This window comes from Nitrospira sp. (assembly GCA_015709715.1).
GTDB lineage: Bacteria > Nitrospirota > Nitrospiria > Nitrospirales > Nitrospiraceae > Nitrospira_A.
Genome location: CP054184.1, coordinates 951109 through 966487 on the forward strand (window position 1 = coordinate 951109; position 15379 = coordinate 966487).

The 15379-nt window shown below is 59.2% G+C and carries 18 protein-coding genes; all 18 read right to left on the reverse strand.

Annotated elements, in window-relative coordinates; all coding sequences use genetic code 11:
* Positions 1-5 precede the first annotated feature (5 nt).
* On the reverse strand, positions 6-602 hold the full coding sequence (locus tag HRU82_04380) for a hypothetical protein (GenBank protein QOJ34234.1): 597 nt from the start codon (positions 600-602) through the stop codon (positions 6-8).
* 22 nt (positions 603-624) lie between these two features.
* On the reverse strand, positions 625-864 hold the full coding sequence (locus tag HRU82_04385) for a hypothetical protein (protein QOJ34235.1): 240 nt from the start codon (positions 862-864) through the stop codon (positions 625-627).
* 17 nt (positions 865-881) lie between these two features.
* Complete coding sequence (locus tag HRU82_04390; protein ID QOJ34236.1) at positions 882-1427, reverse strand: TlpA family protein disulfide reductase; 546 nt, start codon at positions 1425-1427, stop codon at positions 882-884.
* Between the two features lie 192 nt (positions 1428-1619).
* A complete protein-coding gene (locus HRU82_04395) occupies positions 1620-2855 on the reverse strand; it encodes a nucleotidyltransferase family protein (protein ID QOJ34237.1) in 1236 nt (411 codons plus the stop codon).
* 61 nt (positions 2856-2916) lie between these two features.
* Complete coding sequence (locus HRU82_04400; GenBank protein ID QOJ34238.1) at positions 2917-3954, reverse strand: hypothetical protein; 1038 nt, start codon at positions 3952-3954, stop codon at positions 2917-2919.
* A gap of 190 nt (positions 3955-4144) precedes the next feature.
* Positions 4145-4462, reverse strand: coding sequence for a PqqD family protein (locus HRU82_04405; GenBank protein ID QOJ34239.1), 318 nt, complete (start codon positions 4460-4462; stop codon positions 4145-4147).
* A 192-nt stretch (positions 4463-4654) separates the two neighbouring features.
* Positions 4655-5098: a lasso peptide biosynthesis B2 protein gene (locus tag HRU82_04410; protein ID QOJ34240.1), complete on the reverse strand. Its 444-nt coding sequence runs from the start codon at positions 5096-5098 to the stop codon at positions 4655-4657.
* Between the two features lie 78 nt (positions 5099-5176).
* Complete coding sequence (locus tag HRU82_04415) at positions 5177-6607, reverse strand: amidophosphoribosyltransferase (protein QOJ34241.1); 1431 nt, start codon at positions 6605-6607, stop codon at positions 5177-5179.
* Positions 6608-6615: 8 nt separating this feature from the next.
* On the reverse strand, positions 6616-8862 hold the full coding sequence (gene purL / locus HRU82_04420) for a phosphoribosylformylglycinamidine synthase subunit PurL (GenBank protein QOJ34242.1): 2247 nt from the start codon (positions 8860-8862) through the stop codon (positions 6616-6618).
* 28 nt (positions 8863-8890) lie between these two features.
* On the reverse strand, positions 8891-9616 hold the full coding sequence (gene purQ, locus HRU82_04425) for a phosphoribosylformylglycinamidine synthase subunit PurQ (protein ID QOJ37104.1): 726 nt from the start codon (positions 9614-9616) through the stop codon (positions 8891-8893).
* 28 nt (positions 9617-9644) lie between these two features.
* On the reverse strand, positions 9645-9884 hold the full coding sequence (gene purS / locus HRU82_04430) for a phosphoribosylformylglycinamidine synthase subunit PurS (protein QOJ34243.1): 240 nt from the start codon (positions 9882-9884) through the stop codon (positions 9645-9647).
* The gene (locus HRU82_04435) at positions 9881-10108 is read right to left on the reverse strand and encodes a hypothetical protein (protein QOJ34244.1); all 228 of its coding nucleotides are present in this window, start codon (positions 10106-10108) and stop codon (positions 9881-9883) included. Before HRU82_04435 ends, purS begins: the two co-directional genes overlap by 4 nt.
* 10 nt (positions 10109-10118) lie before the next feature.
* Positions 10119-10808: a phosphoribosylaminoimidazolesuccinocarboxamide synthase gene (locus HRU82_04440; protein ID QOJ37105.1), complete on the reverse strand. Its 690-nt coding sequence runs from the start codon at positions 10806-10808 to the stop codon at positions 10119-10121.
* A 36-nt stretch (positions 10809-10844) separates the two neighbouring features.
* Positions 10845-11639, reverse strand: coding sequence for a chlorite dismutase family protein (locus HRU82_04445; protein ID QOJ34245.1), 795 nt, complete (start codon positions 11637-11639; stop codon positions 10845-10847).
* On the reverse strand, positions 11636-12970 hold the full coding sequence (locus HRU82_04450; GenBank protein ID QOJ34246.1) for an adenylosuccinate lyase: 1335 nt from the start codon (positions 12968-12970) through the stop codon (positions 11636-11638). The genes HRU82_04445 and HRU82_04450 overlap by 4 nt, the downstream gene beginning before the upstream one ends.
* A gap of 74 nt (positions 12971-13044) precedes the next feature.
* Entirely contained in the window at positions 13045-13521 is a 477-nt protein-coding gene (gene nusB, locus HRU82_04455; protein QOJ34247.1) for a transcription antitermination factor NusB, read from the reverse strand.
* A gap of 13 nt (positions 13522-13534) precedes the next feature.
* Complete coding sequence (locus HRU82_04460) at positions 13535-14050, reverse strand: 6,7-dimethyl-8-ribityllumazine synthase (protein QOJ34248.1); 516 nt, start codon at positions 14048-14050, stop codon at positions 13535-13537.
* Between the two features lie 131 nt (positions 14051-14181).
* The gene (locus HRU82_04465) at positions 14182-15378 is read right to left on the reverse strand and encodes a bifunctional 3,4-dihydroxy-2-butanone-4-phosphate synthase/GTP cyclohydrolase II (GenBank protein ID QOJ37106.1); all 1197 of its coding nucleotides are present in this window, start codon (positions 15376-15378) and stop codon (positions 14182-14184) included.
* Between the last annotated feature and the right edge of the window lies 1 nt (position 15379).

Sequence of the window (15379 nt, forward strand, 5' to 3'; positions counted from 1 at the left end):
TTCGCCTACGCCTGAAGAGTTTGGGCCAGTGCGTTTTTGGCCCCACCGACGATACTCGCCCCATCGCCTACCAGAATCGAGTCGAAGGTATATTTCAATAGTCGCCGGAGCCCTTCTCTGGCTTGACCGACATCCAGATATTTCTCCGGCGGCAAGAGGGTCAATGAGCCAACCGGATTGCCGATCACGGCGTCCCCGACGATGAGCACACCTTTTCCCTGCTGGATATAGAACGCCGATTCACCGGGAGACTTTTGATCCTTCAATTGGACGACCCAGATACCGCCCGGCAGCAATTCCCCATCCACGAATGTCTTCGTCGGCGTGACTTCCATCTGCGGCGCGTCAGCCGCCGGAACGTACAACTGGCAGCGAAACTCGGGCTGGTAGGCGGCTGCCTCGCGCACATGGTCCCGATTGGTGACAAGAATGTAATCGACCGGTCCCTGCCGCTGAATGAAGACTCTGGCTTCGGTGGTCATGGGCGGAGGGTCCACCAGAATCTTGTGTTCGCCGACATGAAGGAACAGGCCGTTGAAGTCGAGTTTCTTCTCCTCTGAATACCAAGACCACTGCCAGATTCCTGGAAGGACCGCCTTCATCTCGTCCGCTCCCGGCATTCCATCACAACCCCGCAACCGCATCCTGCACGATCTTCGTCACCTTCGTGCGGATACCGGAGTCGGCCGGAAGGTCGATGATATCGTCCTCGGAAACCGTCATGAACTTGCGGTTGGGTCCCTTGGTCAAAGAGATGAGGAACATGCTGTTCGTCGGCTTGGTAGGAATGACCACCTCCACCGCACCGTTAATCCCCTTGACCACCTCAAGAAACGCCTGTTTCCCCTCTTCCCACTCGTCCATGCGTCCTCACTTCGCGATTACATCGCCCCCGCACCTTGAGCAGGTGTCGAGGCCAACAATTTGTCCACCTCTTGGATAATGACCTCTGCACCGGCCAATTCCATATTCCCGACACGTTGCCATCGGATCACCCCCTGCTGATCAATGACATAGACGTTGGGAATGAACTTGCCGCCGCCATAGAGTTTGTCGGTGGTCTTATTCGGATCCAGCAGGTACGGATAGGTCACTTTGACCGGAAAGGCGCTCAAAAACTCGCCCACATCCCGCTTCGAATTGCCGGATGAGTTCACTCCGACCACGGCGACGTTTTTCCCGCTCAAGGCCTCGTGCACTTTCTGCAGGTTGGTACCTTGCACCATGCAGGGATCGCAAATGTGGAACAAGCCCAACACCACAACTTTGCCCTTGAGACTCTCGAGGGCAAGCGGATCACCCGTCACCGACGTGAGAGAAAAAGCTGGAGCCTTTTCGCCGACCTTGAAAAATCCTGCCGCCAAGACAACTTCTGCGACCCAGAGGGGAGTCAAGAGTATGGCCGCAACGATCAGCAGTCGCTTCATGAGTGCCTCCCTTTCCGCATCCGGATTGGCCTCTGCCTGCAAACACCCGTGGAGCAGCCGGCCCATCTTTGCCGCTCCGCTCGACACCAACAGTAAGGCATCCTAGCACGCGAATTTTTTCGGGAGCAACCGTCTTGGCTCGACGACTGATAGGATTTGGATGCGAAACAGCCCGGCGCAGGAAATCGACGTTTATGCGGAACGCTGCAACCACCGCACGATCACCCGACGCATCCGTGCCGAAGGCAAACACTTGACAGCCAACCAGTGGAACGGCCTGAGCCACACCGCCAACTGCCGCAGGGCCGGCTGCGATACGAACCACGGTAACGGTCGTCGAATCACCGCGGCCTCACTGCGGCAGAGCGAGATCCCGAACTTCCACCGTTCCCACCACGAATCCTTCAGCAGGAAATGCAGCCCCTCCACATTCTGTTCGTCAATGCCGGAGGCGGGAAATTTGAGCAACTGCTTCGGCATATGGCGGAGCAAGCCGGGAATGGTCCGGTCTGTTTCAATCGCATCGAGCACGGCTCGCGGCAAGACGATGTCGAAGAGCGACTTCGCCAAGGCCAGTCCCAGCAAAACCATGCGCCGGCACCGCCATTCCTTTGCTAGGAACAGCAGCCGACTCCAATCCAAGGTTTGACGACGAGTGACCAGTTCCGCCACGTCGCACGCCCACTTCAGCTGCTCCCACCCGTGTTTTGCGCCGTGCACACAGAGGAGCAACAATAATTCTTCAGGACAAAGTCCCGGCACCGATTTGGTTGGCAGATCGACGGCTCTCACACGAGCCCATAGCTGGCTTCGATCCAATCGAAACTCAAAGCGAGGCCCGGCCATGGTCCACTGTAGATCGACCGCGATAATGCCGTTACGCTTCTGAAAGAAATGGTAGGGCTCATCGGAGGATTCGTCGTAGTGCCCGTTCCGACTCGTCAGTTGATAGCCCTGAGACCACAAGACCTGTCGAGCCTGAGACACCGAGGTCTGATCGACGATCAAATCCAAGTCGGCGCACTCCCGCAACGCAAGGTCTCCATAGGCGAACTGGGCCAAGGTGACTCCCTTGAACGGAATGGTCCGGACCCCTTTCGCCGCCATGGCCTCGACCACGGACGCCAATTCCTTGGCCAACAGTGAGTTCAACAGAGCATTGGCTTGAATATGACGTCGGAAGAGTTCATGGACGGTCGCGGGGACCGCAGCAGGACAGATCGCGACCAGATTACGATATACTAGGGGTGCTACTCCGTGAGCCCTGGCCAACCGCCAAATCAGATCCCACTCCACGCCGTCATCGACCAGGTCCGCCACTTCGACACGGATAAAGTCGTTGATCCTCGTTCGGGCGCACAGCACGAGCAAACGCCCTTCCGCGTGCAAATGAGCGAGCCCCGTCGATGGCACAAGCCGCTTTGGCATCGCTCCTCTCCGGCTCGACCGTTTCCAGCCTGTCGTCGTGGGTGTCACCCCTTGCCCCATGTCAGATCTCTCCCTTGCCTGTCCGTTCGAGTAATGGCGTCACCAGCCATGGTAGTTCCAACACATCACGGCCGAAATGCAGCCGGTACGCATCCGCCTGTTCGACGAGGCGCGTCAACGCCTGAAATTCCCTGCGAGCGATATCCGCGTCATACACCAGCAGCGCGTGCGGAAGTATGAGTTGCAGCGCCTGTTTCTTGGACAAGGGCTCCAGGCAACTGTGAGCGGAATCCACAACTTCGGGGAATAGGATCACGGCAGGAAGGCAGGGATCGCCCAACGGTGCCGGATAGAGATCCTGAACACGGAAGTATCGTTTGGGGATCCCGGGCCGGAGAATGGATGTGGGAGCCTGCTGCAATTCAGGAAAGAAGGCGACGGTTTGGTCGGTCACATTGACCTTGAGCGGAAAAGGCAGCAGTTCGACTTGTCCGCCGGACAATCGAAAAAACGGATGATCGTCCGAGAGATACCGGTATCCCCCTCGAAGCAAGGAGAGGAACGAAGTCGTTTTGCCACGGCCGCTGAATCCCGGAATCAGCACTCCCCGACCATTCTTTTCGAGAGCAGTGGCATGGAAGGTATACAGACCGCGCCGCTTGAGCAGTTCCGTCACGCCGAAGTGCACGAAACTCGCACGGATGTCGGCGGTCATGTCATCCGGTCGAACAACGTAGCCCTGCACGTGCCGCTTCGCTCCGTCGATCACAACCATGCCTTCTTCGTGAAAATCAGCCAGGATCAAGCCACGCGCTTCGTACACATCGCAACGCCAGGTCATCCGACGTCCCGTACCCACCGTCAGCCCTGAGCTTCCAAATAGTCGACGGGCATCGGCAGGCAGGCGCATTGGAATGTCGGCAGGGCAGGCGGCTGCCTCAAACTGCATCGTCATCGGCACGTCGCAGAAAGCTGTACACCTGAAAGCATAGAGGAGATCCTCAACCGCGTTCGCCACGGATGGGGACTCGGTCAGGAAGCGGATCTCTACGCCGTGAATAGAAAAGAGCAGTTCATGTGCGGCGATCGTCATTGCCATCGCAACCGTTCCCTTCGGGTTGCTGGTCGGCCATCGTCGCCGACCAGCCCTGACCCTTTGCTCGTGCCGATTACGAAAACTGTTCGTTCTGGACGCGAGAGATGGCAATGGCCGTCACATCACGCAACAACTCATGTGCCACTAACTCCGGCTTGACATACTGCTGCTTTGGCTGCTCTTCCATGCTGATTCACCTCCTTTCAATGTGAAGTAATCCTTCCTCCTCCAAGTGCCGCATCAGCTCCATGAGGTCGCGATGCGCCTGGTCCGCAGGCACATCGAACTCACGGCATACCGACTCCAGAATCTCCGCCAGCGAACGGTCTCCTTGGCACTGATTCCAAATCAGGGCTCCCACTGGATTCAGTGTGTAATAGCGACCGGTGCTCAGATTCAGCACGACGCTCTCCCAGTCCAGCATGGTGCTATGCACATCCTGTCTCTGCTTGGGAACAAGCAGGGAGAGAGACATGAGATCTTCCTTCGAGACTTGGACCGCGTGAGACATGCAGGCCTCCTGATTGGACAGAGTAACGATGAAGTCGTCCGCCGCCATGGAGCGGAAAGGTACCGTCACAGCTCAGCATTCTCTATTCCCACTGCGTCTGGACGACGCCCTCTTTTGAGGGAAACCATTGGGAGGGGATGTGAGGCAGGAACTCAGCTCCAGCGCCCTGCCAGAATTTTCCGCCGTTCGAAACTACGCAGAGACAGGCGGGTGTTCGTGGGATGGACTCGAAGTAGGCGGACAGGCGACGGTAACGGTGAATGATTGCCAATACGGCGAGGGCTCGAGAAAGGCTCCGCCGTTGAGCATGAGCCAGGCATGACCTTCCAAACGCTGATGAAGTTTCATAACGCCGCAGCAGAATTGAACCGGTAAGCCGCGTCGACGTGCGAACCAATAAAGTGCCAACGTACGTGGGAAGCAATTGCCTTTGGGATTGTAGGGGAACAGCGTCAACCAGCGGTCGACGTAGTACACGATTTTGTCCAGGGGAGCCGGCCTGCCCGCCCCCTCCGCAGGTCGACAGGTCAACCAGCGCAACAGGCGCGGCAGTGACACCAGCCGGAGGCTCAACCTGATGACGACCAACGTGATCCCGGTGCCAAAGATCAGCCGATACCGATCAACCACAGACATGCGGGTCAGTGTAACAAGGCATGGAGAGAAGTCCAGACGATCTCAGCTTCGGGTAGCCACGAACGCGAGCAGTGGGGGTCAACGAGAGGGTTCGAACAGTCCTAATTGTAATTCTTCGGCGCGGGTAAAGGAGATGGGGTAGCGTTCGGTGAAGCACGCATTACAGTACTGTTCCGGCCCTCCCGGCGAAGCCTTCAACATGCCTTCCAAGCTGAGATAGCCTAAACTGTCGGCCGTGATGTATTTCCGAATTTCTTCCGTCGTATGGCTCGACGCGATCAGCTCCTTCTTCGTAGGCGTATCGATGCCATAGAAACAAGGCGAGAGAATGGGCGGCGAGCTGATCCGCATATGCACTTCCTTCGCCCCGGCGTGACGCAACATCTTCACGATCTTACGGCTGGTCGTCCCTCGCACCAGCGAGTCGTCTACAACCACGACGCGCTTGCCTTGCAGAACCTCGGGCACGGCATTCAACTTTACCTTCACGCCGAAGTGGCGGATGGACTGCTCAGGCTCAATGAAGGTGCGCCCCACGTAGTGGTTGCGGATCAGCCCCGTTTCAAACGGTACGCCGGCTCCTTCCGAATAGCCCAAGGCCGCAGGCACACCGGAATCAGGCACCGGAATGACGATATCAGCCGGCACCCATGATTCCTCCGCCAATTGACGGCCGAAAGCCTTACGGGTAGCGTACACCGTGCTACCTCCGAAAATCCGACTGTCCGGTCTCGCGAAGTAGACGTACTCAAATACACACATGGCGGGAGTCGTCGCTCCGAACGGCTTGTAACTTTTCACCCCGTTATGATCCAGCACGATCAATTCACCCGGCTCGATTTCACGCACATACTCCGCATCCAACAAGTCAAAGGCACAACTCTCCGATGCGACGATCCACGCATCTCGAAGCCGGCCCAAACAGAGCGGTCGAAAACCGTGCGGGTCACGGGCCGCCACGATGCCGTGGTCGGTCATCAGCACGACGGAAAAGGCCCCACGGACCTGCGACAAGGCATCAATGACTCGATCCAGCAACGTATCCGCCCGAGAATGGGCGATAAGGTGGATGATGACTTCGGTGTCGGAGGTCGATTGAAAGATCGCCCCATAGGCTTCCAGCTCGCTTCGGAGCATGGTGGCATTAATCAAGTTGCCGTTGTGCGCGACGGCCAGATTTCCGAACGCGAAATTGACGCTCAGGGGTTGCACGTTCTTCAGACCAGCCCCGCCGGCCGTCGAGTAGCGGTTGTGGCCGATTGCCATCGTTCCCGGCAACCTCGCCAATGCCTGCTGCGAAAAGATGTCCGCCACCAACCCCTGGCCCTTCTCGATGTAAAAATGCTCACCGTCGTTCGAAACGATGCCGGAGGCTTCCTGTCCGCGATGTTGGAGCGCATAGAGCCCCAGATACGCAAGATTGGACGCTTCTTTATGGCCGTAAATGCCGAAGACGGCGCACTCGTCGTGAAATTTATCCGATGAGAGGAGCGGCAGTTCTTTCGCCATACCGAAATCTATTCCTGTTCCAACGCCCGGGGAATCGCCTTAGACCACTTCTCGTGCAACCGCGCGACGTCGAGGTCGACGATGCACCCGGCCGTGCGCTGATCGCCCGCGACTCGTATCACCAAGCGGTCGCCTCCCACCATTCCGATCCGTGCAGCGGGCACCCCGGCTTCCTGAGCCAGACGAAGCACACGGTCTTCCGCCTCGGCCTTGACGGAAAGCAGCACGCGCGATTGGCTCTCTCCAAAGAGCACGGCATCCCGACGAAGGCCGTTGAGGGCTAATTCTACCACAGCCCCCAGCCGCCGATCCGAACCCGAGATGCAGCATTCCGCCAACGCCACTGCCAATCCGCCGTCAGAACAGTCGTGCGCCGACTGGACCAGCCCCTCCCGTATGAGGTGAATCGTGCAAGCCTGCACGGCCCGCTCCGCTTCCAAATTCAGAAAGGGAGGAGAGCCCTGCTCGCGATGGTGCAGCACTTTCAGATATTCGGTTCCGCCGAGATCTTCGCGGGTCCTCCCCAGCAGAAGAATCACATTTCCATCCTGCTTAAACCACTGGGTGGCTGTACGATCGGCATGTTCGATCAAGCCGACCATCCCGATCATCGGCGTGGGATATATCGACAACTCATTCGTCTCGTTGTACAGACTGACATTGCCGCTCACGATGGGGACCTGCAGCGCTTCGCAGGCATCCTTCAGTCCCTCGATCGCCAGAACAAACTGCCACATCACCTCCGGCCGCTGCGGATTCCCGAAATTGAGACAGTCGGTCGCCCCGATCGGTTCCGCTCCCGAACAAGCCAAATTACGCGCGCATTCCGCAATCGCGATCTTGGCCCCTTCGTAGGGATTCAGCAAGCAATAGCGTCCGTTGCAATCCACCGACAGCGCCAGCGCCTTGTCCGTTCCCTTGATGCGCAACACCGCCGCGTCCGATCCCGGCCTCACCACCGTGTTCGTGCGCACCATGTGATCGTATTGCTCGTAGACCCAGCGTTTGCTCGCAATCGTGGGGGATTCCAGCAACGCCAGCAGCGCCGCGTCCGCATCCTTCACATCAGGCAGCGCGTCGTAATTCAACGACTGCAGCATCTCCTGATACGCCGGCGGCGCACTCGGACGGTCATACCGTGGGGCTTCATCGGCCAGAGCCTTGGCCGGCACTTCGGCCACTACCCGCCCATTCTCCTTCAACACGACCTTGCCCGTCTCGGTCACCCGCCCGATCACCGCCACATCCAAATCCCACTTCCGGCAGATGCGCAGGACTTCCTCTTCCCTACCGGCCTTGGCCACCATCAGCATGCGCTCCTGCGATTCGGACAGCATGATCTCATAGGGTGTCATGCCCGGTTCCCGCCTCGGCACATGGGCCAGTTCCAACTCAACACCGGTCCCTTCGCGCGAGGCCATTTCACAGGCAGAACTGGTCAAGCCCGCCGCGCCCATGTCTTGAATGCCGACCAGCACATCCCCCGACATCAACTCCAAACAGGCCTCGAGCAGCAGCTTCTCCGTGAACGGATCGCCCACCTGGACGGTCGGCCGCTTCTGCATGGCCTGTTCATCGAACGAGTCCGACGCCATGGTGGCTCCATGGATTCCGTCACGCCCCGTTTTGGATCCGACATAGATGACCGGATTCCCGACGCCCGCCGCCTTGCCGAGAAAAATCTTGTCCGCCGATGCGATACCCACGCAAAACACATTCACCAAAGGATTCAATGCATAAATGTCGTTGAAGACGATCTCCCCGCCCACCGTGGGTACACCCATGCAATTGCCGTAACCGGCAATGCCGGCTACCACCCCCTTGAGGAGATGACGCGTATGCGCCTGGTCCAGGCTGCCGAACCGTAACGAATTCAGCAGCGCGATCGGTCTCGCGCCCATCGTAAAGATGTCGCGCAGAATCCCGCCCACCCCCGTCGCTGCCCCCTGATAGGGCTCGATGAACGAGGGATGGTTGTGCGACTCCATCTTGAACACGGCACAGAGGCCGTCCCCGATATCTACAGCCCCGGCGTTTTCACCCGGCCCCTGCACGACGCGCGGTCCGGTCGTGGGCAGTTTCTTCAGATGAATACGCGAACTCTTGTACGAGCAGTGCTCGCTCCACATGGCCGAGAACATGCCGAGTTCCGTCCAGTTCGGCTCGCGCCCCAGAATCTCCAGGATTTTCTTATACTCGTCCTCGCTCAGCTTGTGCTGCTCAAGGACGGCTTTGGTGATGACCGGTGCATTCATAGCGATTCATTCTCGAAGGTCAGAAAGGTCAGAAATGGTCCGCCAGGGTGAGCTGCGGCGCCGAACCTTTCAGGCTGTCCAGCATCGACAAGAAAATGAGGCGGCCGTCTTCGTTGCCCAAGAGCGCCTCCGCGCTCCGTTCCGGATGCGGCATCATGCCCAACACGTTACCGTCGGCGTTCATGATCCCGGCGATGTTGTCCATGGAGCCGTTCGGGTTGACTTCAGGCGTCACCGCACCTTCGGGCGTGCAGTAGCGAAAAATCACCTGTGCGTTCGCCTTGATGCCGGCGAGCGTGACCGGATCGGTGAAGTAGTTGCCGTCGGCGTGGGCGATGGGGATGCGCAGAACTTGGCCCGACTCGCAACGGCTCGTAAAGCGCGTGGCGGCATTTTCCACCTTCACGCACACGTCTTTGCAGATGAAATTCAGCGACCGGTTGCGCAGCATCACGCCGGGCAGCAGGCCGGCTTCCAACAAAATCTGGCACCCGTTGCAAATACCGATGACCAACCCGCCCTTGGCCGCAAACTCCTTCACGCCCGCCATCACGGGAGAAAAGCGTGCGATCGCGCCGGTGCGCAAGTAGTCGCCGTAGGAGAAGCCTCCCGGTAACACCACCGCATGGATGTCGGCCGGCAAGAGGTCCTTGTGCCAGACCATCTCCACGTCTTGCCCCAGCACGTCCTGGAAGATGTACCGGCAGTCATGATCACAGTTGCTCCCGGGAAACACCACCACGCCGATCTTCATTTCACTCACCCTCGCGTCTCCACCGTACTCACTGCAGCTCGTACCGATAATCCTCGATCACCGTGTTCGCCAGGAGTTTCTCGCACATCTGCTTCACCTGCGCATCAGCCTTGGCGCGATCCGACTCGTTCACGTCCACTTCCATGTATTTGCCCACCCGCACGTTCGTCGCGTTCTTGAAACCCAGAGAGTCCAACGCGTGCTCAATCGCTTTTCCCTGCGGGTCCAAAATACCTTGCTTCAACGTCACATGAATCTTGGCCTTCATTGTGCCTTCCCCGCTTCCCGCTGCTCTTTGGTAACCCGCTTCACATATTTCCGAATCTGAAAAATCACCCACACCGTGCCCAGCCCCGCAAGGGCCAGCAGCACGAAGGCCCACCGCCAGGGGGACTCCTTGAGATGGTAGGCCATCAAAGCCACCGTCGCGGCCCATACCAGAATCGCCGCCACCAGGCCGTAGTTCAGGAACAACTGCAGCAACCGATTCATCGCCTCTGCCCTACTCACAGACCCGCTTCAGCACCTCCTGATACGCCTCCTCCACCTTGCCCAAGTCCTTGCGGAATCGATCCTTGTCCATCGATTCCTGCGTCGCCTGGTCCCAGAACCGGCAGGTATCGGGCGAAATTTCGTCTGCCAGGATCAGGCGGTTGTGAAACACTCCGAACTCCAGTTTGAAATCGACGAGAACCATGCGCCGCTCCTTGAAAAAGGGCTGCAGTACCTCGTTGACCTTGCGGCCCAACTCGCGCATTTCCCGCAGCACGGCCGGCGTCGCCACGTTCAGCAAACGCAGGTGATCGTCGTTCACTAAGGGATCACCGAGCGCATCGTCCTTGTAATAAAACTCGATGATCGGCGGGATGATGGCGGCCCCTTCCTTGAGGCCCAACCGTTTGGCCAAACTCCCCGCGACGACGTTCCGCACGACCACCTCGACCGGTACGATCGTCACCTTCTTGGTGAGCATCTCGCGGTCGCTGACGCGCTCGAGGAAATGTGTCTCGATTCCCCGGTCCTCCAGGAGTCGAAACAACCGCTCCGACACCTTGTTGTTGACCACGCCTTTGTCGGCGATCGTCCCGCGCTTCTGCGCGTTGAACGCCGTAGCGTCGTCTTTGAAGTAGTGCAACACCTGGTCGGGCCGATCGGTCGCAAAAATTTTCTTGGCCTTGCCCTCGTAGATCATCGTCCCCTTCGATTCGCCAGCCATCACCGTCCTCCGCTATCGTGCGAACGATTCGAGAATGTCATCCAGCGGGCTGAGGGTTCCCAACAGTGTGGGGTGCCCGATTCGGCGCACGTGCCGGTATTCCTTTACCTGCTCCAGGGCCCGCATCAAACGCTGGAACTCCTCCAACCGGTCCGTTTCGAAATAGGTAATGAAGTCGAAATCGTCCAGGCCGGTCGAGTGGTAGAGTTTCCGCTTCACGACGGGCGTATAGGCCAATGCGGCCTGCGTGTGCTCTTGGATGAGCGCCTGACGCGCCGTTTGATCCAGCGCCCACCAGTCGGCATCCTTACGGATGGGAATGACGATCACATAGGGCCTCGCCCCCACCTCGGCCTGCCCCTTCAACGCTGCCTTCAGCTCGTCGGAAAACTCCGACGCATAGGCGGCTGGCTTCGTGACCCCTTGCAGATAGGTCGCGGCTTCCAGATAACGCCCGAACCTGGTTCCCAAGAGCGACACCAAGAACTGCTGGTTATCCGAGAGGGACCGGGCATGCAGCCGGAACATGAAGTCCGCGTGGTCCGAGAGCCCGCGCAGCAAGTAGGTCTCAACCACGATTTTGCTCGAAAACTGCTCGATCAGCCCCTTCACCTCCGACACGGCAATGACCCGCGCCTCCCCCGTGAGGTTCCACCACTCATGCTTCATCTGAAACGCGGCAAAGGTTGCGTAAACGCCGGGATCCGACAACAGCTTTTCCCGTTCGGCGGAACCAGCCGCCTGCGCCGTCCCTCCCATCAGCAGCCCCGTCAGCAATGCCACAGCACATACCCACCGTAGGATCATGCCCGCCTCCTGCGCTTCCGAGCGGATCGAGCGGCACCCGAACTGAACACGCGTCGAAATACCTGGTCGAGATGTCGCAGATAGTAGGTGGGATCGAAGCAGGCGGCGATCTCCTTGGCGGTCAGGTGGGTGATAATGAAGGGGTCGCGACTCACCAGTTCTTGAAACCCGACGCCGCCCTTCCAGGCCGTCATGGCGTTGCGCTGCACCGCCTCGTACGATTCCTTCCGCTGAGCCCCTTTCTCGATCAAGGCCAACAGCAGCCGTTGCGAATAGACCAACCCGCCGGTCAATTCCAAATTCCGCTTCATGCGGTCGGGATAGACGATGAGGTGTTTCACCAGGTCGGTCACCCGAGCCAACATGTAATCGATCAGGATCGTGCTGTCCGGCATGATGACCCGTTCCACCGACGAATGGCTGATGTCTCGTTCATGCCAGAGCGCCACGTTTTCCATCGCCGTCAGGCTGTTCGCGCGCACCAGACGGGCCAACCCGCAGAGGTTTTCGGAGGCGATGGGATTCCGCTTGTGCGGCATCGCCGACGATCCCTTTTGTCCCTCGGCGAAGTATTCTTCCGCCTCCAGCACTTCCGTCCGCTGGAGATGTCGGATCTCCGTCGCGATCTTTTCAATGCTGGCGGCCAACAGGGCCAAGGCAGCCACGTAGGCGGCATGGCGGTCGCGCTGCACCACTTGATTGGATACCGGATCGGACGTGAGCCCCATCTGGGCACAGACGTACTCTTCGATTTCCGGCCCCTGGTGTGCAAAGGTGCCCATCGCGCCCGACAGTTTGCCCACGGCAATGTCCTGCCGTACCGCCTGCAATCTGGTCCGGTGGCGACAAGCTTCTTCGTACCAAATGGCCAACTTGAAGCCGAACGACACCGGCTCCCCGTGAATGCCGTGCGACCGCCCGACCATGACGGTCCGCCGATGTTCGTAGGCCCGTTTCTTGAGCACGGCGATCAACTCGTCGAGGTCTTCGAGAATCAGATCGAGGGCTTCCGTCATCTGCACCGCGAGCGAGGTGTCGACAATGTCCGACGAGGTCAACCCCATGTGCAGGAACCGATGTTCCGGGCCCACCGAATCCATGAGCGATTCCAGAAAGGCGATCACGTCGTGTTTGGTGACCTTCTCGATCTCGGCAATGCGCGCCACGTCGATCCTGGCCTTCTTCCGAATCCTGGCGCTCGTGCCGCGCGGGACCTGGCCGTCGCGCTCGAACGCGGCACAGGCCTGCAGTTCGACCTCGAGCCAAATCTCATACTTGTGTTTGAGCTCCCAAATGGCGCTCATCTTGGGTCTGGTATACCGATCAATCATGGCGGTCTCTGTTGTTCGCCTCTCGTGAATCGTCGTTCGTGCGCGCGCCGACGTTACGCAGCCGGACGGCAGTGTTACGCCCCTTGCGACACCTCGTTGCTGTCGGCTCCCACCACCGGCAGTTCGGGGAAAGCCCGTTTCCGCTCCAAGCGGTTGTCCGAACTCAGCACTTTGTCCAGGATGCCGTTGACAAACTTGGAGGCTTCCTCGTCGCCGAAACTCTTGGCCAATTCGATGGCCTCGTTCAGGGTCACTTTGGCCGGCACTTCCGGCACGTAGAGTAATTCGAAGCAGCCCAGCCGCAGGATATTGCGGTCGATGATCGGCATCCGGCTGACCTTCCAATTGGTCGCATGCCGCCCGATCAACGCATCCAGGTCCTGCCTATGCGTGAGCACGCCGGCCACCAACCGATCCGCAAAGGCACGCAGCTCCTCCGACAAGGGATACTGCACCCAGAAGTCTTCCAACCAGGCCCCGGCCTGGCCGTGGATGTCGTACTGAAAGAGGACCTGTACCGCCCGTTCACGGGCCTGGTGTCGAGAGGCCATAGGATGTCGCCGGTCAGCGCGCGCGCCTCGTCGCGTTCTTCGAGGGTCGCTGCGAAGAAGCAGGCTTTCGAAGAAGTTTCATGAGATTCGCCATTTCGATCGCCGTGCGAGCGGCATCGGCGCCTCGATTGAGCTTACCGGGATCCGCCCGCTCGGTTGCCTGCGCCACCGTATCCGTGGTCAGGACGCCGAACACCACCGGCACGTCCGTCTCCAGCGACGCTTGAAGGATGCCCCGGCTGACTTCAGTACTGATGTACTCGAAATGGGGCGTGTCGCCGCGAATGACCGCTCCCAAGCAGATCACGGCATCCACTCGACCAGACCGGGCCAGTTGGCGGGCGACCAAGGGAATTTCAAAGGCGCCTGGGACCCGGACCACCTCGATGGCGCCCTCCACCACCCCTGCCTGCTTCAGCACCGCCACACAGGCAGTGAGCAGACGTCCCGTCACAAACGTATTGAATTTACTCGCAACGATGCCGAAGGCCAGCCCCGTCGCGTCATGGGATCCTGTACGGATTTTCATCGCACCGTGTGATGGCTCGCCCGTCTCATCCCGCTGCCTGGGAGAAGAAGGCGCGATCATACCTGGAATGGGCCTCAAATGGCTATACGTTTCGGGGCGATGATCGGTGGCAAAACCGCGGACGCCGGCCGCTACACTTTTTTCAGGATGTGGCCGAGCTTGGCTTTCTTCGTGCGGAGATAGCGTTCGTTATGGGCACGGGGGGCAATCTCGATCGGGACACGCTCGACGACTTTGAGTCCGTAGCCTTCGATGCCGACGATCTTGCGTGGGTTGTTGGTAATCAGACGAATGTGATGCAGCCCCAGCTGCACGAGGATTTGAGCCCCGACCCCGTAATCGCGCAGATCGGCCTTGAAGCCCAACTGCAGATTCGCTTCGACGGTGTCGCTGCCGTGGTCCTGGAGACCGTACGCCTTGATCTTGTTGAGCAGCCCGATGCCGCGGCCCTCTTGATTCAAGTAGAGCAGGACGCCGCGCCCGTCCTTTTGAATAATCTCCATGGCTCGATGCAATTGGTCGCGGCAATCACAGCGCAGTGAGCCCAACGCGTCGGCCGTCAGGCAGCCGGAGTGGACGCGAACCAGGGTCGGGTTTTCATCCACCTGTCCCTTGACCAGCGCAATGTGGGTCGCACCGTCGATCTCGCTCTGGAAGGCGACGGCCTCGAACTCCCCAAACGACGTGGGCAAGGCGGCGCTCGCCGCCCTGGTCACGAAGGTTTCCCGATGCATGCGGTATTCGATCAGAGCCTTGATCGTCACCATTTTCAGCTTGTGTCGTTTGGCAAACTTGGTCAATTCCGGCACCCGGGCCATCGTGCCGTCTTCGTTCATGATTTCGCAGATCACCCCCGCCGGATAGAGCCCTGCCAACCGCGCCAGGTCCACCGACCCTTCGGTCTGACCCGCTCGACGCAGTACGCCTCCCACCTGGGCCTTCAAGGGAAAGATGTGGCCGGGACGCGCCAGGTCCGCCGGCACCGACTGAGGATCGATGGCCACATGGATGGTCGTCGCCCGGTCGGCGGCGGAAATACCGGTCGTGATCCCCTTCCTGGCATCGATAGAGACGGTGAAGGCCGTGCCGAAGGTCGCGGTGTTTTCCACCGCTTGTGGCGGCAGCTGCAGTTGTTCCACCCGCTCCGGCGTCAGCGCCAGACAAATCAGCCCGCGCGCATGCTTAGCCATGAAATTGACGGCCTGCGGCGTCACCTTGCCGGCCGCCATGACCAGGTCGCCTTCGTTTTCGCGATCCTCGTCGTCGACCAGGATGATGAACTTGCCCTTTTTGATGTCCTTGATTGCGTCTTCGATGGGATCAAACAGT